The sequence below is a fragment of the Streptomyces sp. NPDC041122 genome (assembly GCF_055592445.1).
The window spans coordinates 816,288-833,926 of record NZ_JBVIYQ010000001.1 but is presented as its reverse complement, the minus strand read 5'-3'; the positions used below and the strand labels follow the sequence as shown (position 1 = coordinate 833,926).

General features: G+C 67.8%; 13 protein-coding genes and 1 pseudogene. 8 read left to right on the top strand and 6 right to left on the bottom strand.

Going from position 1 to position 17,639, the window contains the following annotated elements; genetic code table 11:
- Positions 1–2 precede the first annotated feature (2 nt).
- Positions 3–3,164, bottom strand: coding sequence for a helicase-related protein (locus ACZ6B8_RS03605; RefSeq protein WP_471606166.1), 3,162 nt, complete (start codon positions 3,162–3,164; stop codon positions 3–5).
- A complete protein-coding gene (locus ACZ6B8_RS03600) occupies positions 3,161–4,783 on the bottom strand; it encodes an NERD domain-containing protein (RefSeq protein WP_471606165.1) in 1,623 nt (540 codons plus the stop codon). The genes ACZ6B8_RS03605 and ACZ6B8_RS03600 overlap by 4 nt, the downstream gene beginning before the upstream one ends.
- Before the next feature lie 84 nt (positions 4,784–4,867).
- On the opposite strand from ACZ6B8_RS03600, the pseudogene ACZ6B8_RS03595 reads away from it, so the two are divergent.
- The 4 genes and pseudogenes from ACZ6B8_RS03595 to ACZ6B8_RS03580 all read left to right on the top strand — a co-directional run.
- Positions 4,868–6,082 (top strand): annotated as a pseudogene (locus ACZ6B8_RS03595) (sigma-70 family RNA polymerase sigma factor); the annotation flags it as partial.
- Positions 6,083–6,280: 198 nt separating this feature from the next.
- Positions 6,281–8,407, top strand: coding sequence for a helix-turn-helix domain-containing protein (locus ACZ6B8_RS03590; protein WP_471606457.1), 2,127 nt, complete (start codon positions 6,281–6,283; stop codon positions 8,405–8,407).
- The gene (locus ACZ6B8_RS03585; RefSeq protein WP_471606164.1) at positions 8,404–9,402 is read left to right on the top strand and encodes a hypothetical protein; all 999 of its coding nucleotides are present in this window, start codon (positions 8,404–8,406) and stop codon (positions 9,400–9,402) included. Before ACZ6B8_RS03590 ends, ACZ6B8_RS03585 begins: the two co-directional genes overlap by 4 nt.
- Positions 9,399–10,289, top strand: a complete 891-nt coding sequence (locus tag ACZ6B8_RS03580; protein ID WP_471606163.1) for a DUF6339 family protein — start codon at positions 9,399–9,401, stop codon at positions 10,287–10,289. The genes ACZ6B8_RS03585 and ACZ6B8_RS03580 overlap by 4 nt, the downstream gene beginning before the upstream one ends.
- A gap of 20 nt (positions 10,290–10,309) precedes the next feature.
- Here the strand turns inward: ACZ6B8_RS03580 and ACZ6B8_RS03575 are convergent, their stop codons facing one another.
- From ACZ6B8_RS03575 to ACZ6B8_RS03560, 4 genes are all read right to left on the bottom strand, one after another.
- Positions 10,310–11,548, bottom strand: a complete 1,239-nt coding sequence (locus ACZ6B8_RS03575) for a DNA cytosine methyltransferase (RefSeq protein ID WP_471606162.1) — start codon at positions 11,546–11,548, stop codon at positions 10,310–10,312.
- Between the two features lie 79 nt (positions 11,549–11,627).
- Positions 11,628–12,599: a DNA cytosine methyltransferase gene (locus ACZ6B8_RS03570; RefSeq protein WP_471606161.1), complete on the bottom strand. Its 972-nt coding sequence runs from the start codon at positions 12,597–12,599 to the stop codon at positions 11,628–11,630.
- The gene (locus tag ACZ6B8_RS03565) at positions 12,596–13,006 is read right to left on the bottom strand and encodes a very short patch repair endonuclease (RefSeq protein WP_471606160.1); all 411 of its coding nucleotides are present in this window, start codon (positions 13,004–13,006) and stop codon (positions 12,596–12,598) included. The genes ACZ6B8_RS03570 and ACZ6B8_RS03565 overlap by 4 nt, the downstream gene beginning before the upstream one ends.
- A 159-nt stretch (positions 13,007–13,165) precedes the next feature.
- Positions 13,166–14,206 carry an SEC-C metal-binding domain-containing protein gene (locus ACZ6B8_RS03560; RefSeq protein WP_471606159.1) on the bottom strand — a complete coding sequence of 347 codons (1,041 nt, stop codon included), beginning with the start codon at positions 14,204–14,206 and terminating at the stop codon, positions 13,166–13,168.
- A gap of 256 nt (positions 14,207–14,462) precedes the next feature.
- Here ACZ6B8_RS03560 and ACZ6B8_RS03555 point away from each other — a divergent pair, with 256 nt between their 5' ends.
- From ACZ6B8_RS03555 to ACZ6B8_RS03540, 4 genes are all read left to right on the top strand, one after another.
- The gene (locus ACZ6B8_RS03555; protein WP_471606158.1) at positions 14,463–15,311 is read left to right on the top strand and encodes a class E sortase; all 849 of its coding nucleotides are present in this window, start codon (positions 14,463–14,465) and stop codon (positions 15,309–15,311) included.
- An 87-nt stretch (positions 15,312–15,398) separates the two neighbouring features.
- A complete protein-coding gene (locus ACZ6B8_RS03550) occupies positions 15,399–15,620 on the top strand; it encodes a DUF3311 domain-containing protein (RefSeq protein WP_471606157.1) in 222 nt (73 codons plus the stop codon).
- Complete coding sequence (locus tag ACZ6B8_RS03545) at positions 15,617–17,188, top strand: sodium:solute symporter family protein (protein ID WP_471606156.1); 1,572 nt, start codon at positions 15,617–15,619, stop codon at positions 17,186–17,188. The genes ACZ6B8_RS03550 and ACZ6B8_RS03545 overlap by 4 nt, the downstream gene beginning before the upstream one ends.
- 102 nt (positions 17,189–17,290) lie before the next feature.
- The gene (locus tag ACZ6B8_RS03540) at positions 17,291–17,602 is read left to right on the top strand and encodes a DUF6412 domain-containing protein (RefSeq protein ID WP_471606456.1); all 312 of its coding nucleotides are present in this window, start codon (positions 17,291–17,293) and stop codon (positions 17,600–17,602) included.
- The last annotated feature ends 37 nt before the right edge of the window (positions 17,603–17,639 follow it).

The following is a 17,639-nucleotide window of genomic DNA, read 5'->3' as shown; positions in this document are numbered from 1 at the left end:
CGCTAGGCCCCTCTCACGGCGACCAGGCAGTCCCGGTCGACGTTACGCATGGATTGAGCCGTCTCCCACAGGCCCTCGGCAGGCTTCCCGAAGTCGGTCAGCAGAGCGTCGTCGCCCCGCCCGTGCGGCTTGTAGTAGAGGCGTCCGCCGTTTCCTCGTGCCGACTCGGCTGCCTGGAGCCATTCGTCGATCCGCTCGTTGAGGTCGATCTCGGCTGCGTCGGCCTCATCGGGATCGGAGCTGCGAATGTGGCGCAGGATGCGATCCCGGATCATTTCCAGGTCGTCGCGACGGCCCGACACATCCCCCGCAGTGTCCTCGGCAGTGAGACCGAGACCGTGGCGCACGAGGATGGTGAGCACGGCGTGCAGTGCGCGCTGCCTGGACGGTGGTGACCAAGGAGTGACGCTTGTCGGCTCGACATGTCGGTAGAGAGAAGCGTGGTAGGGCCCGAAGGACTCGTAGTGGGACCGGTCGCGAGGTTTGGAGGACCGGAAGAGCGTCACGATCAGGCCGGGAACCAATCGTCGCCCCACGCGGCTGGTCGCCTGGATGTACTCGGACGTCGTCTTGGGTTGCCCATTCATGATCATGAGTCCGAGCCGAGGTACGTCGACACCCACGGACAGCATGTTGGTGGTGGCGAGGAAGGAGATGCTCTCCTTGTCGGTGAGTGGTCTACCGAGTCGGTCGAGCAGCTTGGGCTGGTTGGTTCGAGAGATATTGCTGGTCAGCTCGACGACCGCGTTGTCGGGAAGCTCGCGACGGGCCGCCTCGTGACGCGTCAGGTGCGCGAGCCGCGCCGGGATGTCGTCACGGGCGATCGTGATCGTACGGCCCAGCTCACGAAGGCTGTTGTGGTAGGCGACCACGGTCCAGTACGCGTCGCGCAGGTCGTCCCGGTCGGTGACGGATTTCGGGGCCTGGAGCGTGGCGGCCCCGGTGTGGACTGTCGCCGTCGCCGGTGTGTGTCCCTGGGCCATCACGCCGACGTACAGCCGGCCCGGCCGAGTGTCGTCGGTGGACGCGAAGAAGGAATTGCGTGCGTCGAGACCGGCCGGCGGGAAGAGCTGGGTCCGGCGTCCGTAGAGGTTCTGGATCTGTTCCTGCGACCTCCGGATGGTGGCCGTCGACGCGATGACCTTCGGTTTGTCTCCCTCCCAACCGCACAGTTCGAGGACGGCTGACTCGTACAGTCCGACGGTGGTCCCCAGCGGGCCCGCAAGGAGATGCAGCTCGTCCTGGATGACGAGTGAGGGCCTCATCCGGCCGCGACCGCCGAAGATCCTTCCTGCCTTCGGCTCCCAGGCCAGCCGGGCGAACTTGTCCACCGTGCCGAGCAGGAAGGTCGGCGGGGACTCGTAGATGTGCTGGTCCACGACCGCGACCGGGAGTTCGTCGTGGAAGACACAGGTCTCGCGCGGGCAGTTGAAGGAGAAGGAGGAGTGGTCCGCGGAGACGCCGTAGTCGCTGTCCCGCGTGTTGCGCCTCGGAACGATCTCGGTGCCGCACCAGGGGCAACGCTCCAGCAGGAAACGGTCGTCGGGCTCGGTGAGCTGCTTCAGCTCGCCGAGTTCGACCGCGGCTCGGGCGTAGGAGTTCGGTGTGGTCTCCTGCCCCACCCAGAGGCCGACCGTGATCGGTTCGCTCCCCAGCCGCCGGCCTTCGTCCCCGTCATGGCCACGCCTCATGTACTCGAGGGCGCAGATCGCGGTGGCCGTCCGTTGGAACTGTTGAGTGGTGAGAAGACTGAGTGTGTAGCGGCTGATGACCGCGGTGCCGCCCCCGATGGTTCCGTGGTGCAGCCTTCGCCAGGCGATCTCGAAGCAGGCCGTCAGTAGGTACGCCTCGGTCTTGCCGCCGCCGGTGGGGAACCAGATCAAGTCGACGGTGTCACGGTCCGCGCTGTTCGGATGCATCAACCCGTCGACCACGAGCAGGAAGAACGCGAGTTGGAACGGGTGCCATGCCGCGCTGCCGTCGGGCTCGGTGACTTGGACGACGTCTTCGTTCCGACGACGACGAGTGCCGGCCAGGTCACGGTGCGAATGGAGCATCTGCAGGGCCATGGCGCGGTTTGCCAGCCGGAATGCCTCGCGCGCGTCCTCTCCGGCAGAGGTGTCCGAGGTGAGCGCTCGTACCCCGGATTCCATCCGGTCGACCGCGGTACGGATTCGCTCCAGGATGCGTGCCGCCGGGGGCTTCGCCCAGTTCTGAAGCTCGGACCGCTCGGTCTCCAGGCTCTCGTACCAGGCACGGTAATCAGCCACGAATGAGGCCAGCCCGTCGCGCAATTGCTCGACCGACAGGCCGGGGTCCGACAACGCGGTGAGCTTCAGGATGGGCAGGTCGGCCGGACCGTCCGGCCGGATGTGCGGGACGGCCTTCTGCGGCAGGACATCGACGCTCAGCGAGGTGATGGGCTTGCGGGTGTCGTCCCATTCGACGGCGCACCCATGGCCGATGGCCCGGGTCACGACGTGTCGGTACTGGATCCGCAGCTCCTGCTCTTCGGGGTCGCGGCTGTTGAGTCTGGTGCTCGGGTATTCGAGGATCTCGCCGCCAATGGTCCTCGCCGTCAATTCGGCTTGGAAGAGCATGAGGCTCCAGGAATCCCGCGGGTCTTCCTCCTCGCGGTGCGAGTTGGCCAGGACGCAGGTCACCAAGTGCCCGTTCCGGTGACGACGCCATCGGGTGTACAACATCGCGTGGCCGTCCAGCACGGAGGTGCCACTGGTGGATCCAGGGGTGACCGAGACGGACTCAGTCTGACGGGGGAGACGTTTCCATACCCTGCGCCGGCCCTCACGGGAGGTCTCGTAACGAGCGGCGGAGCACACCAGGTCGATCCTCGGGGCGTCGGTGAAGAAGGAGAACCCCATCGACGACGGCAGCCAGGCGTTGGCCTCGGCCACCGGGTCGTCCGCGAATCCGTCCTCCTCGCCGAGACCGATCGCTCCCTCCGGGTCCTCCTGCTCGCCGGCAGCCGAGGAGTGGACATGCAGGTCGGTGCCGCGTGGATAGAGCGTGCCCATGAGATAGCGGCGATCCGGCGGGTCGACCAACGTCTCGTCCTCGCCGTCCGCGGGGCCGACCAACTGCTGTCGCAGGTATGCGACGAAGGCCTCGCGGTGCTCCGCCAGTTCGATTTCGGTAGCGGTCACTTCGCGGCACCGGTCCTTTTCAGCGAGGAGAGGCCCATGTCTTTGAGCAGAGGCTTGACGTCCGGACGGATCGCGATCCACAACTGGGCGCGAGCCCGTGTCCAAGCGACATAGACCGGATCCAGCCGTCCCGCCAGGACCTCGGCGTCCATGTCGACGACACAAACGGCTTGGTTCTCGAGCCCCTTGAAGTCGGTCACCGATGACCACGTGATTCTCTTGCGCGGTACGCCGGTGCCCACTGTGTCGGAGTAGCGCTCGATCCTTCCGGAGCGGCGCGACAAACGAGCCGACGACCTCTCCCAGTCGCCTGTCGACGACAGGATGGTGATGTCTCCGGGGGAGAGCCCTTCGGCGGCCAACCGGTCCAGATAGGAGTCCAGGGCCTCGGCTTCGTCCTCACGGGAACGGACATCGGCGAACACGACGTGCTCGCCCTGGCCTGCCTTGGCGACGCCGATGTCAGCACCTGTATACATCTGTACCTGAGTCACGATCTGTTCGGTGTTCCGACAGTTCCGACCGAGCGCGAGACTCGTGACTCCCAGGCCTCGGAGGTATTCCCACGCCTCGTTGTCGTAGTGCTCCGGTGACAGCACCTGGTTGTTCTGGTCGAGCATGAAGATCCAATGCCCTTGGTCCAGGCCACCGTCGACCAATCCGTCGAGCTCTCCCAGCGACTCGAAGTTCATCAGGTCCTGCGCCTCGTCCACGATCAGATGGTCGAAGGTTCGTCCGCGCACCTCGTGGAGACGTTCGTAGGGAAGGACTGTGACTGCTTCATCGGCCAGGACGTGAGACACATGTCGAGCCAGCGGGTTGCTGACGCAGGTGAACAGGACGCTGCCGCGGACCGACTTGCGCCGCGCGGCCTCCGCGGCCAGGAATGTCTTGCCCGTACCCGCGCCACCCCTCCAGACATGACGGGGGTTTTCGGCCAATGCGTCAATCTTCTCGTACTGTTCGGCCGTCAGGCGTTCGAACTCGGCCTCGAGATCCGTGATGCGTGAACGGAGGTTGGGAACGAGGTCGAAATTCGGCCGCATCGCTCGCACGATGTCCTTGCGCAGAGCGGAGGGGAGCGGCGAGATGGCCGATCGGTTTTTTCCCTTGTTCCGCCAGTACTTGCCTGCTCGCTCGATTGCGGCTTCGAGCCCTCGACCCCCGTCATAGGCCCGCTGGCCCAGATACTGCTCCGGGTCGTACGTCGTCATGGGCGGGAGGTCGACGTTCGGCGTGACGACCAGATAACCTCCCACGGCATCCCGTGCCCGGAGCCCGTCGACCGCCTGCCGCAGCTCGCGCTCCATCTCGTGCATACCGGAACTGGCCTGCTCGAAGGGGCCTTCCCGGCGCGCTTCCGTCCTGCCGCCCCGCTCGAACCACCACTCCCCGTCGTGATGGGAGACCCGACCACCCTTCACCTCGACGAACAGGATGAGTTGTGGAGTGACCACGACGAAGTCGATCTCGCCAACGCGCTTGTAGTGATGCGCCGGCAGGTGGACCGAGTGCAGCGCCACGCTCTCACTGTCGGGAATGGCTTGGAGCGCGGCGAACACGTCGCGCTCGGCGCGGCTTCGCGTCCTCGGCGAGATCTCACTCGGAATGGTCTTCATCAACTCTCCACGTAGCGGCGGCAACAAGGTCACGATAGCGATATGAATTGAGTACGGACACGGAGGTTGGCGCGGAGGAGCGGGATGGGCGCGATAGGTCGGCCCCTGGACAACAGCGAGGGCCGGGCCGCCGGGTGGGGGCAGCTCCTGCGACTGTTGCGGCGTTTTCGGGCGGAGGGTGTGGAACTGGACATTGCCCTCTCGAGGGTGTCTGTCGCGGCCGGGCTCGACCAGGGCGCCGCGCGTGCACTCGCGGCCGCGATGGGGGCCGAAGGTTGGGTGCCGAGTCGACCGCAGCGACCCGGTCCGGGAGCGGGGAGCGACAGTGGGCCAACCTGTCAACCGTTGTGGTCAGCACACGAAGGTGATCCGGAGCCCGATTCGGACGCGCCGATTGCCGATGCCTCGGGGCCCGGCCATGTCCGGGCGCCGCGTGTGGTGGTCGATCACGACAGCGCACGCGCTGCCGCTCGACGGATACTGGACGAAGATCGTTGGAACAGAAGCCCGGACGGGCGGATCCTCACCGCTGAGGAAGAGGTGGGGCTCTTCCTGCTGATTCGTGGAGAGTTGCCGTGCGCGGAGGACATTCCCCGGGGCTATCTGCGTGATCTGCCGAGGGGCGGTGAAGCGCGCCGTGCCTACGAGGCGTTGGTGGCCCACAACATGCGGCTCGTCTACTCGGTAGTGCGAGGCATGGCCCACGGCAACGACCTCGATATCGACGACTTGGCGCAGTACGGGGTCATCGGTCTGACTCGTGCAGTGGAGAAGTTCGATATTGCGCTCGGGTACAAGTTCTCGACCTATGCGACGAGTTGGATCAGGCAGTCGGCGGACAGGGCGGTCGCTGACTTCGGGGCCGTCATCAGGTTGCCCGTGCATGTGCGTGATGCGGTGAGGAAGACGGTTCGGGTCCAGCGGGAGTTGCGAGCCGTTGGGATCGAGCCCGATGTGGTCGACCTTCAGAAGGCGACGGGCTTCTCCCTCGAGAAGGTCACCTCGTACTTGCAGTTGGCGCGACGCGCGAGCTCTCTCGATGCTCTCGTCGAAATCGGCTTCCCCGAGTCCGCGATCTCCGACCACCGAAAGGCGTTTGATGCCCCGTACCGTTCGCTGCGTCGGTATCTCGCCCTGGATGAACTGCAGCCCCTGCTGGGGGTTTTGAACAAGCGCACACTGTCTGTGATCATGTATCGCTACGGGTTGGTGGACGGGGAGAAGTGGACGCTGGAGGAGGTCGGCCGCCTTTTCGGTGTCACGCGTGAGCGGGCGCGGCAATTGGAGGTTCGGGGCCTGTCGGACATGCGGATCTCCCTGGGCCTCGAACCGGACCAGGCGCGGGCCGCCGGGCGGAGGGAGAGGGCCCAGCGGGAGTGGGAAGCGGTGGGTAACGCGCTCGCATCGCGTGTGCGGAGAGCCCACCGCAGGGCTCGTGCGGGAGCGGAGCGCAGGGTTTCCGCGCGAGCCGGGGACGCGAAGAGAGCGGACAACGGAATGGCTGTGGAAGAAGGATCGTTCGCCCATTGGCTCACGGAGCGCATGGGCGGCCACGGGACGGGGGAGGCAGAGCTTGCGCAACGGCTCGATGTGCCTCAATTCCTCATTTCCTCATGGCGGGAGGGCCGGTCGGTACCGAACGATGACATGCGGGCGGCGATCGAAGCGTTCTTCGATGCTCCCGAGGAGGTTGAGGAGGAAGCGGTAGGGCCGCCGGAGACGGACGACCTCGGGAGTGTGGGTTGGTACCACAGGCCGGCGCATCTGGACGGAGGCCGAGAATTCGGAAACGCCGCGGCTTTCGCTTTCGATGCCGACGTCGAGGTGTTGGCACGAGAGGCCACCCAGAACAGCCTCGACGAACGCCTTCCCAACTCCCGCCCGGTCCGAGTCCACTACACATTGCATGAACTGACCGGGGAGTGGCTGACGCGCTTTTGCGAGGCGCTCCATTGGGAAGACCTCCTGCCGCACTACCGGGTGGCGGCCGCGCAGGACCAGAAGGTCGGACGCGCGATCGCCGCAGGACTGCGCGAGGTGGAGCAGCGGGGCCGGCTCGTGTTGTTGAGGGTCGACGACTACAACGCTTCCGGCCTGACCGGCGACGACTACGAGACCGGGCGTTTCGCAGCCGTCGTGCGTCGCCAACTGGACAGTCACAAGTCCACGGACGGTGCGGGGGGTTCGTACGGTCTCGGAAAGGCGACGCTCTGGGCAACCAGTCAACTCGGTCTCGTACTCATGAACTCCACCTTGTCCGAACCGCATGAAGGGCGCACGGAGCGACGGCTCGTCGGGCGCCTCGACCTGCCGTGGCGTGAGGTCGGTGGTATGCCCTGCGCCGGGCCTGCTTGGTTCGGGCAGCTCGATCCCGACCGGGGTGATGCGGACGTGGCACGTTCGTGGTGGGCCGATCAGGAGACGGTCGAGCGGCTGCATCTCACACGGGAGAACGAGGAGCCGGGCACATCGTTCCTGATCGTCGGTGCACACGACGTGGCGAGCCTGGCCGAGGCCGGTCCGCCTGCCGAGGAGGAAGCGAGCGAGGACGCGGACAGCGTGCACCTGATGCACAAGAGGCTCGTCCAGGCCCTCGGACGCAACTTCTGGGCCGCTATGACTTGTGGAGACGGCGGAGAACCACAACTGGAGGCATTCGTCCGAACGCTGCGCAACGGTGAAGAGATCATCGGGGAGGAGCGAGTCGATCCGAGTGTTGCCCAACCCTCGCGTACTCGTGCGCTCCAGGCTTTTCTGGACGGGACGACCGTGGGTCGTCTGACCGAGGCAGGGCAGGTGGCGATGACGACCGTGCCACTGAAGGTGCCCGACCTGGTGGAGGGGCAGAGCGGGGGTGAGCACCGGGCGGTGCTTCTGGTGACAGACGCCGCCGACGCCGACGGCAGGCCGAATACGGTGGTGGCCATGCGCGGCAACCGTATGACGGTCAAGACCAGCAGGGTCCCTGATCTGCCCTTGGGGACCAACCCGTTTCAAGCGGTTCTGCTCGTGGGGCAGGCCGCGGGTGACGTCCGCCTCGCCGACGAGGCCGAGGCTTTCCTGCGCGCCTCCGAGCCTCCCGAACACAACAAGTGGGGGCAGACGGAAGAGCTACGGATGCGGTACTCGCCTTCCGCCTACCGTCGCATCGCGGCCTTGACCCGTGACACGAACAAGGCCGTGCGTGAGCTCGTCGCTCTTCCCAAGGAGAAGCGGCGCAGCGGTAGCGACCGGTTGCGCAAGCGCCTCACCGTGGGCGGCACGAAGACGGTCCGCGCCAATGACGCGGCGGGTCTGCCGACGCTGGACGACTTGGACGCCCGGATCGACGAGACCGGTGCGTGGTGCGTCATGGCCGAGGTGAAGGTTCCGGCCGGAGGCGACTCGTGGCAGGTCGCACCCGTGGCCAAGTTGGAGGTGCGATCGGGTTCGAGGCCCGTCGTGTCGTGGGCCGAGCTCACCGCCGTGAGCAGTTGCGAAGTCGTCGAGGGGATGCTGCGTTTCTCGCCCGGCGCGCGAAGGGCCACCTTCCGAGGGGTGACGGACGTCTCGACTCACCCGGTACGGGCATCCCTCACCGGGCTCGTGGTCGAACTCAACACCGGGAAGGGGAACAAGGCATGAGGGCTTATCCGTACAAGCGGCTCTCCGGTGTGGTGTCTCTACGCGTGACCGCGGTCAGTCTCAGGGGGCCGAGTGAGCACCGGGAGGAACTCGACACCAAGGCGTTCTCGGTTGTCGAGCAAGTAGTGGCCCTGGGGCAGGCCGAACGGAGCAACTGGGAGAAGGCCCGTCTGAAGCTGTCGGCCACTGTTCCGGCCAAGGCGACGGAGTCCAACGGCTATTGGTCGGATGTGTCGGTCATCGCTGTGCTGACGGACAAGGCGACCAATACGCGGGTGTCAGCCCGACTGGACTCCAGAACCGAGGGTGGTCGGGAATGGGTCGGCGCCCTGGAACTGTGCCGCCTCGACCATGTGGACCGAGTCGCCCTGTCCGTCCACGTGGTGGCAACCGCCGATGGTGTGCCGGGGCGGGTCATCGCCTCGTCGGAACCGGACAAGGAGTGGGTCGTCGACCTGAAGGCCGAGGCGCCTCAGCGAGAGCGTGAACTCGACGTCGTCGAGGTCGGATTCCGAGAGGGACCCGAGTGGTTGCGTCCCTTCAGGGACGTCCCTTGGATCGTCGATACATCCGGTGAGCTGCCCGCGGTCCACGTCAATACCGACTTCGAAGGCATTACCGATCTCGTCGGCGGCGAAGGCTCACAGGTCGAGGGGCTCGTGCGTGACCTGCTCCTCGCGCAGATGTGCACGGATGTGTGGACCGCGGTGTTCCACACCGCGATCGGGGACCTGGAGACCGAGGGCGACGGCACGCCCCTCTTTCCGCACGACTGGCGGGGCGAGGTGCTCCGGGAGATGCTTCCGGACGTCGTCCCGGGCCGCTCGGGCGAGGAGGCGCTGCGCGAGGTGCACCGGCACCGCACCGGAACCTCGGGATGGATTGACCTTCAGCCTCGTATCCATTTCGCCGCCACCCGTAGAGCCGACGTGCCGAAGGCTCTGTCCACCACCATTCGTGGCCTGGACCGACTCCAGCAGGGAAGCGACTCATGACCGACCGGCCGGCTTACCTGCCGGAACGCCTGGCGATGCTCTCGGATCTCAACGCCGCCCAGTATCTGACCGAAGGAGTGCTCACGGGCAAGGAGAATGTCCCCGCCCTGGCACTCAACAAGAGGGCCGAGCCGCTGCGGAGTGCCGATGCCCGGTCGCAGTTGGCCCCGGTGCGTGACCTCTTCGACGAGGCCATGCGCATGTGGGGCGACGGCAGACCGACGAGAGCGGACGCATGGCTTGCTCCACGCCTCCATGCGACGCTCCGGCTTGCCCGTGGCGAAGCCGCTGACCGAAGGTTCTGGAATTTCCTGGCCCTGGGCGTCGCCCCCGACTACGTCGTCTGGCGCCACATGTCGGAGCCCAAGGAGGTAGGCAAGTTGCCGAGTGTCGCGGCCAGCCGCTTTCGCGGCCCTCACCACACCCAGGCGTTCGCTCGGTTGTGGTGGGCCGCGGAACTGTTCCGCAACGGCCCCGACTACGTTCCGGCAGTGACTGCCTGTACCCATCAGGACATGCTCAACACCGCGTTGCGGCTCGATGTGATCGACCATCGGCCCACTGCTCAAGCGATGGTGCGCCTCATGGACCGCGGCATTGTGCGCAACGGCCGTGAGATCAACGCTCTGGCCGGCGCAGTCAACACATCGGCCGCCACTCTGATGTACGACGTCGTCTCCCCGGACGTGGAGCGGGACGGAGAGCCGTTGCAGCGGTGGATCGAAGCCGCGGAATGGGCAGGCCCGGTACCTCACAAGGCACTTCCCGAGGGGCCGGACGAAGAACGGGCCCCGGACTCCTCGGTGGAGACGCTGGCCGACTACTTCGCGGAACTCTTCGAGGACGTACCGGTACGAGGGCGGGAGCCTGGCGGCGACGAGGAGTGACGCAATCGGGTGGGCCGATCTCAGGCACTGTCGGCGGGGGCTGCGGCCCCTGCGGGCTGCCACTTCTCCAGCCGGGTGAGCAGTTCCTCGTCCGGCCCCTCGAAGCCGAGGGCACAGCACAGGATGTGGAGGGAGAGCCGCGGCGGAATGGCGTTGCCGATCTGTTGAGCGACATCGGTCGACCGCCACGGATAGGCAGCCGGGAATGATTGCAGAAGGCCCGCCTCCCTGAGGGACAGCCGCTCCAGTTCCTCGCCGATCTGCTTGGTACCGGCGCTTGTCCTCTTCAGACTGAAGACGCGGTTACGTCGAATCTTGCCGGTGACTGTCGCCGCTGGTTCCTCGGACGTACGGCGACCCCGCTTCTTGGGATCGCCGCCCGAGCCGTAGTTCGAGACCACTTCGAAGTCGGCAGGTCTGTCGCGGAGGACATCCTGCATAGCTGTCCACCGCACGATGGGCCTGTCCGTGGAAGCGCTGGTGAACAGAGCCTCCTGGCGAGCCTCCTCAGGCTGGTCCTCCGCGGGCTTCTGTACTTTGGGGAGCCTTTCGACTCCGGGCCGATATCGCTGATGGGTCCGCAGAGGGAAGGCGACCGTCTTTTCCTCGTCCTCCGGGGCATAACGGGCGATCAGTACCGCTCGACGACGTGTCTGGGGGACACCGAACTCCTCGGCGTTCAGGACGTGGGCGTCGGCGGCGTAGCCCGTGGCTCTGAGAATGTCGACGTAGTGCTTCCACACCGGCAGCACGGTCGGTACTTGTTCCAGCACGACAACGTCGTAGGGTTTCTCACGCTTGAGCTTGGCTTCCATGATCCAACGCAGCGGTTGGAGCACGAGCCCGGTGCGGTCGTCCGACATGGCGTCGGTCTCCGCCTTGACCTCTTTCCAGGCGGCCTCGAACGCGGCTGCGTCCTCGTGTCCGGCCAAACGTGTGGCCAGACGCTTCACATCCTCCAGCGCTTGGTGCCCCTCACGGTTACCGGCGACGGAGAACGACTGGCACGGTGGTCCGCCGGTGAGCACGTTGGCGTCCGCGACCTCAGGATCGCAGGGTCCCAGTTCGGCGACGTCCTTCTCATGGGTGGTCCGCAGACCGGCCGCCGCGCGTGTGGCGCGCGTCGGGTCGTCCCACTCGACCCCGATGCTCTCCACTCCCATGATCGAGGCGGCGATATCGAGGCCACCTGGCCCGGCGAACAGGTCCACGATGTGGAAATTCGCAGGCTGAAGTGGTCGACGTGGTGCGGGGGTCATGGGATTGAAGTGTAGCCGGCGGTGGGTGGTGGTTGTGGCCGTCCTGCTGAGCCGCGTGAGATAGGTGCGGGTGTGGGCATCAGGTCCGCAGGGCTCGGGCGACAGCCAGCCCCAGCGCCCTGCCGACGGGCGGTGGCGAGGCGTGGCCGATCTGGCGGTATCTGGCTGTTTTTCCCCCCGCGAAAATCCAGTCGGCGGGAAACGCCTGGAGCACTGCCGCTTGGTCCACCGTGAGCTTCTTGAGCGGGGAACCGGATGTGTCCGACTCCTGAATACCGTCCGGATCGGGCACCTCGTCGGCAAGTGCGCCACCATTGATCCCCATGCGCGCCCACGCCTTCTTGGTGCCGGTCAGACCGAGATCGGCGCCTCCGCGATTTTCCGACCCTCCCACCAGCGTCGGTGCGACCTGGTTCGCCTGGGTTGCCCACGCATCGGCGCCTGCCCAACCTCGTGCCGACATGGATGCGTGTAGCGCTCGACCTGCCGATATGTGCTGGGTCACGGTGGGAGCGGGCTGCCGGAAGCTGTCGAAGAACTCCTGCTTCAAAGCGATGAGCACACCTTGCTTGCGGTCCTGCGGTACGCCGAAATCCGCGGCGTTGAGGATGAACCAGTGAAATCCGTAGCCGAGGTGCTCGAGCTCCCGCTGAATGAAGGTACGTACTTCCTCGAACGCGACGTCGTCGACGAGCCCCGGCACATTCTCGATGAGCAAGGAACGTGGTTGTATGGCATGAGCCAGGTAGACCGCCGCTTTGAGGAGTCGCAATTCGATTCCGGTCTCCACGCGCTTCGCGGTCGCCGAGGACTTCACTCGAGGGAGGCCGGCGGACAGCAAGTCCACGTCGTAGGTCTCTCGAGCCTCAGTGGGGTCGAAGTCGTGGAGATCCGTCTGCAGAACATTCCATGCAGGCCTGTTCATCCGGAGTGTTTCGCACGCGGCCGGCTTGTTGTCCAGGAGGAGGACCGGTTCAAAACCGGCCTGCTCCAACCCGAGGGCCAGCCCTCCACCACCGGAACAGACATCCACGAATCTCAAGCCGCTCACTGCGTTCCCCCGTCGTTGCGCTCTTGGCTCTCCCGGCGCTGTCGCGCGACGGCCGCTGCCACCCGTGTCGCCACCCGGTCAGGCTTCTCATGCTCCCAGAACCGTAGAACGATCCATCCGGATTCGGTCAGATGTCTGTTCGTTTCCAGGTCCCGGGCGATGTTGCGGTCGAGCTTTTCCCGCCACCACTCCGCATTCGCCTTGGGCTGGGTCGCGTGCTCCGGGCACCCGTGCCAGAAGCAACCATCGAGGAAGACGGCCACTTTGGCTCGGGTGAAGGCAATGTCGATGGTCCGCCTGGGCATGTCAGGGACACGAACGTTGAGACGGTAGCGATGGCCGGAGGCGTGGAGCAGGCGCCGTACCGCAACTTCAGGTGCGGTGTCCCGACTCAGTTGCCGGCGCATCCTCGCAGAGACGCCCGGCGAGGACGGTTTCGCTGTACTCAAGGAATTCTCGTCTCCTACGGCGGGAAATCCTGTCGATCGGAAATCGAGAGCTGATCCCTGCCTGATCCCGGCCGAAAATGTTGTGAGTTCCGTTTCGTGCTCGCCACCGGCGCGCCCTCAGATGCCATCGCCGCCGTGGCACTCCCCATACCCCCGCCCCGACCCGCACCAGCACACCCCGCCCCCCTCCGGCGGCCACGGCACCGCCCGCCCCCGGGCCGCCAGGGTCGTCGCGTACTGGGGGAGCAGGGACGGGTCCTCCGGGGACGTGCCCTCCGAGGCCGCGAAGGCCTCGTAGGAGGGGACCGTGCCGGTCACGATGCCGAGGTTCGGGGTGCCGGACGCCGCGAGTTCGTGGAGTGAGGACTCTATGGTCGACAGGTGCTCCTCGTGGGAGGGGTACTCCGACGTCAAGGCCGGGTACGCCGTCAGGAGTTCCGTCAGTTCCGGCGCCGGCCAGTGCAGGACCGCCACCGGGAAGGGGCGGGACAGCGCCTCCCGGTACGAGCCCAACTCCGCCTGGATGCGGGCGATTTCCGCGCGCAGTTCCGCCGGGTTCTCCGAGCCAAGGGACCACACCCGCTTGGGATCGTGCAGCTCGTCCAGGGAGACCGGCGCCGTCGAGACGCGGTCGGCCAGCGTGTCCCACTCGTCGTGCTCGGCGCCGAGCAGGCGGCGTACGCGGTGGCGGCCGAAGAGGAGCGGGTGCGTGGCGTAGGGAGGTTCCGCGGCGGCGGACGGGACGACGCGCGCCACCGCCTCCGTGAACGTCTCGTGCGCCTGTTCCAGCTCGTCGTGCGATTCGAGGGACTCCGCCACGATGACCCACGGTGCGGGGTCCCGCGGGGCCGCCGCGCGGACGCCGTCGATGATCGCCCGGGCCTCCGCCTCGTGGTCGTACTCCCAGAGGTTCGAGGCCTTCAGCGCGCGGATGAGGAGCGGGGAGCCCGCGGGGTGCGGTGCGTCCGCGGACAGCAGGCGGTCGTAGAGCGTCGTCGCGCGATCGCGCGCGCCGGCCAGTTCGAGGTGGGCCGCGGCCTGGAGGAGGAGCTGTTCGGCGTCCTCCGGGTACAGGCCGGCCGTGCGTTCCAGGCGCGCGGCTTCGGCGATGTGGTCGACGTCGACGTGGTCGGCAGCAGCAGGCTTCTCGGGGCGCATACGGGACACGGTACTGCCGGGACGGGTCCCAGCAGGAGGGTGAGGGTTGGTTCGGCTGACGGGCCGGGCCGTCATGAGCTTCGCCGCTTGCCGCTTGCCGCTTGCCGCTTGCCGCTCGCCGCTTGCCGCTCGCCGCTCGTCGCCCGGTGCTCGCCGCTCGTCGCCCGGTGCTCGCCGCTCGTCGCACCATGGATTGTTCTGGGCGCAGCGCCTATTCTCCCGGCGGCCGGACCGGTTCCCGGCCCGAGGAGGCCCCGTGCGCGAGCGCGTTCCCGTCGTTCCGGTGGTGGTGCAAGGGCGCCGGCCTGCCCACCGGGCCCCCCGGCGCCCGCCCGCCGTCCGCGTCCTCTGGAGCGCCGCCGAGGTCGCCGTCACCCTCGGCCTCGTCCTCCTCCTGCTCGTCGCGCACCAGCTCTGGTGGACCAACCGGCAGGCCCGTGCCGCCGCCGAGCGGAAGGTCCACGCCCTGGAGGAGGAGTGGGGCAGGGACGGCGGCGGGGGAGGGAGCCCGGGCGCGGGGAGCCCGGCCCGCCCGGAGGCGGACCCACGGCACGGCTCCCGGACCGAGGCGGGCGGCGGGGAGGCGCGAGGCGGTGGGTCCTCCGCCCGGTCCGGGGCCTCCCGTGCAGCCGGTTCAGGTTCCAGCCCCCGCTGGGACCAGGCGTACGCCATCCTCCGCATCCCCCGCATCGGCATCCGCGTCCCCGTCGCCGAGGGAGTCGACAAGGCCGCCGTGCTCAATCGCGGGTACGCCGGGCACTACCCCGGCACCGCCCAGCCCGGCCGGGCCGGGAACTTCGCCCTCGCCGGGCACCGCAACACCCACGGCGAGCCGTTCCGTCACATCGACCGGCTGCGGCGCGGGGACGAGGTCACCGTCGAGACCGCGCGGGCCACCTACACGTACGTCGTCGACAAGACCCTCGCGCAGACCTCCGCCCGCGACGGGGGTGTCATCCGTACCGTGCCGCGCAGTGACGTCCGCGCGGGGTACGGGTACCGGCAGCCCGGCTACTACCTGACCCTCACCACCTGCACCCCGGAATACACCTCCACGTACCGCCTCGTGGTGTGGGGCAAGCTGCGCGCCATGCGACCCCGCTAGCCCCTCCCACGCGGCCGCGGGCCGCCCCGGCCGGTCACCGGCCCGCCCCCGGATGAGGTGGCCCGCCCCCGGATAAGGTCAGGCCTCGTGATCGCTCGCCGTCCCCATCTCCTCTGGCTGCTCGGCCCCTTCGTGCTGTACCTCGGGGTCCTGCCGTTCGCCGACCGTGTGCGGCCCGTCGTCCTCGGGCTGCCGTTCCTCTTCTTCTGGCTGCTCTGCGCGACCCTCCTCACACCGGTCTGCGTATGGCTCACCCACCGGGGCGACCGCAAGCGCGGTGACCGGAAGCGGAAGGAGCGCCGCGCATGAGCGACGGAGCCGTCGCCACCGCCGTCTTCGGCGTCTTCATGGCCGCCACCGTCGTCCTCGGCCTCGCCGCCGTCCGCGGGCGCGGCCGGCAGGGCGGGATCGCCGAGTGGTCCGTGGGCGGGCGCAGCCTCGGCGCCGTGTTCATCTGGGTGCTGATGGCGGGCGAGGGCTACACCAGCTTCAGCTATCTGGGCGCCGCGGGCTGGGGCTACAACTACGGCGCCCCCGTGCTGTACGTCGTCGCCTACATGTCCTGCGGGTACGCCGTCGGTTACGTGGTCGGTCCCATGCTCTGGGCCTACGCGCGGCGCCACGGGCTCGTCGGCATCTCGGACATGGTCGCCCACCGGTTCGGCCGGCCCTGGCTCGGCGCGGGCGTCGCCGTTCTCGCCACCGTCTTCCTGCTGCCCTACATCCAGTTGCAGATCACCGGCATGGGCGTCGTCGTCTCGACCATCTCGTACGGCGCCATCAGCCTCAACTGGGCCTACTTCATCGGCTTCGCCGTCACCACCGGGTTCGTGGTGGTGAGCGGGCTGCGCGGCAGCGCCTGGGTCTCGGTCCTGAAGGACGTCCTCGTCATCGGGACGCTCGCCTTCCTCGCCGTCTACGTACCCCTGCACTATTTCGACGGATACGGGGACTTCCTCCACCGGATCGTGCGCGAGAAGAGCGACTGGCTCACACTGCCGGGCAGCGGCGGCAGCGTGTACGGGCAGGCGTGGTTCGCCACGACCTCGCTCCTCAACGCGCTGACCGTCGTCATCTTCCCGACCACCGTCGCCGGCTACCTCGGCGCCCGCAGCGCGGACGCGCTGCGCCGCAACGCCATCTGGCTGCCCGCCTACAACGTCCTCCTCTTCGTGCCCATGCTCCTCGGCATGGCCGCGCTCTTCGTGGTGCCGGGGCTCGTCGGCGCCGAGTCCAACCTCGCGCTGTTCGAGCTGGTGGTGGATTCGCTGCCCGCGTGGGCCGTCGGCGTCATCGGGGTGGCCGCCGCGCTCTCCTCGATCGTCCCGATGGCCGTGTTCATGCTGGTCATCGGGACGATGTGGGGCAGCAGCGTGCTGTCCCTGCTGCCCCGGTGGCGGACTCCGCAGCGGCAGAAGCTCGCCTCGCAGGGCGTGGTCGTCATCGCGGGCGCCCTCGCGCTCGCCCTCACCTACGGGGCGCCCAACACCCTCGTACGGCTCTCCCTCATCTCGTACGAGGGGATGGCGCAGCTCGTACCGATGCTGCTGCTGGGGCTCGTGTGGCGGAAGCTGACGCTCGCCGGGGCGCTGAGCGGGCTGGTCGTGGGCGTCGCGGCCGTGTGCGCGCTCGTCTTCAGCGACCACGATCCCGTCCTCGGGGTCAACGCCGGGATCCTCGCGCTCGCGCTCAACCTCGTCGTCGCGCTCGCCGTGACGTACGCGGGTCCCGCCGACCGCGCGGACGGGCGGCCGGACGACGAGGTCCTCGCCAGCGATCCCCTCGACGACGAGCACGACGAGCACGACGAGCGTGACGAGCACGACGAGCACGGGCCGGACGGCGCCGGCGTCGGCTCCGCGGCCGATCCTGTATAACGGCAGGTACGAGTACGGCCGTATGTACGAGTGCGGCCGTCCGGACGCGTACCGCCGATACACGAGCCGTCGGACCGGGGAGAGGAGGCAGCCGTGCACGACATGATCCGTGCGACGAGGGCTGCCGCGCGCCCCGCCCTGCTGCTCCTGTTCCTGCTCGTCGAGGTCGTCCTCGTCGACACCGGCAGCCTCACCGCCGCCGTCGCGCTCGCCGCGACCGCCGCGGCGTCCTCCGCGCTCGCCGTCTGCTCCCTGCTCGCCGCGCGCTGCGCGCCCGCCGTGCCCCGCACCCGCGTGCGCACCGCCATCCGCGACCGCGAGCGGCGCACCGCCTTCCTGCCGCAACGCGACCCCGACGCCAGGGGCCGCACCCGGCCCCGAGCACCCGGCCGTCTCCTCCTGACGGCCGCGTAGGGACCCGGGCGCGCAGCCCGCACCCGTCTCACCGATC

Excerpts from the sequence above, each read along its gene's own strand:
- ACZ6B8_RS03545 (WP_471606156.1), top strand. The coding sequence starts at position 15,617 with ATGAGCGACGGAGCCGTCGCCACCGCCGTCTTCGGCGTCTTCATGGCC.
- ACZ6B8_RS03600 (WP_471606165.1), bottom strand. The coding sequence starts at position 4,783 with ATGAAGACCATTCCGAGTGAGATCTCGCCGAGGACGCGAAGCCGCGCC.
- ACZ6B8_RS03540 (WP_471606456.1), top strand. The coding sequence starts at position 17,291 with ATGATCCGTGCGACGAGGGCTGCCGCGCGCCCCGCCCTGCTGCTCCTG.
- ACZ6B8_RS03590 (WP_471606457.1), top strand. The coding sequence starts at position 6,281 with ATGGCTGTGGAAGAAGGATCGTTCGCCCATTGGCTCACGGAGCGCATG.
- ACZ6B8_RS03580 (WP_471606163.1), top strand. The coding sequence starts at position 9,399 with ATGACCGACCGGCCGGCTTACCTGCCGGAACGCCTGGCGATGCTCTCG.
- ACZ6B8_RS03565 (WP_471606160.1), bottom strand. The coding sequence starts at position 13,006 with ATGCGCCGGCAACTGAGTCGGGACACCGCACCTGAAGTTGCGGTACGG.
- ACZ6B8_RS03575 (WP_471606162.1), bottom strand. The coding sequence starts at position 11,548 with ATGACCCCCGCACCACGTCGACCACTTCAGCCTGCGAATTTCCACATC.
- ACZ6B8_RS03585 (WP_471606164.1), top strand. The coding sequence starts at position 8,404 with ATGAGGGCTTATCCGTACAAGCGGCTCTCCGGTGTGGTGTCTCTACGC.
- ACZ6B8_RS03560 (WP_471606159.1), bottom strand. The coding sequence starts at position 14,206 with ATGCGCCCCGAGAAGCCTGCTGCTGCCGACCACGTCGACGTCGACCAC.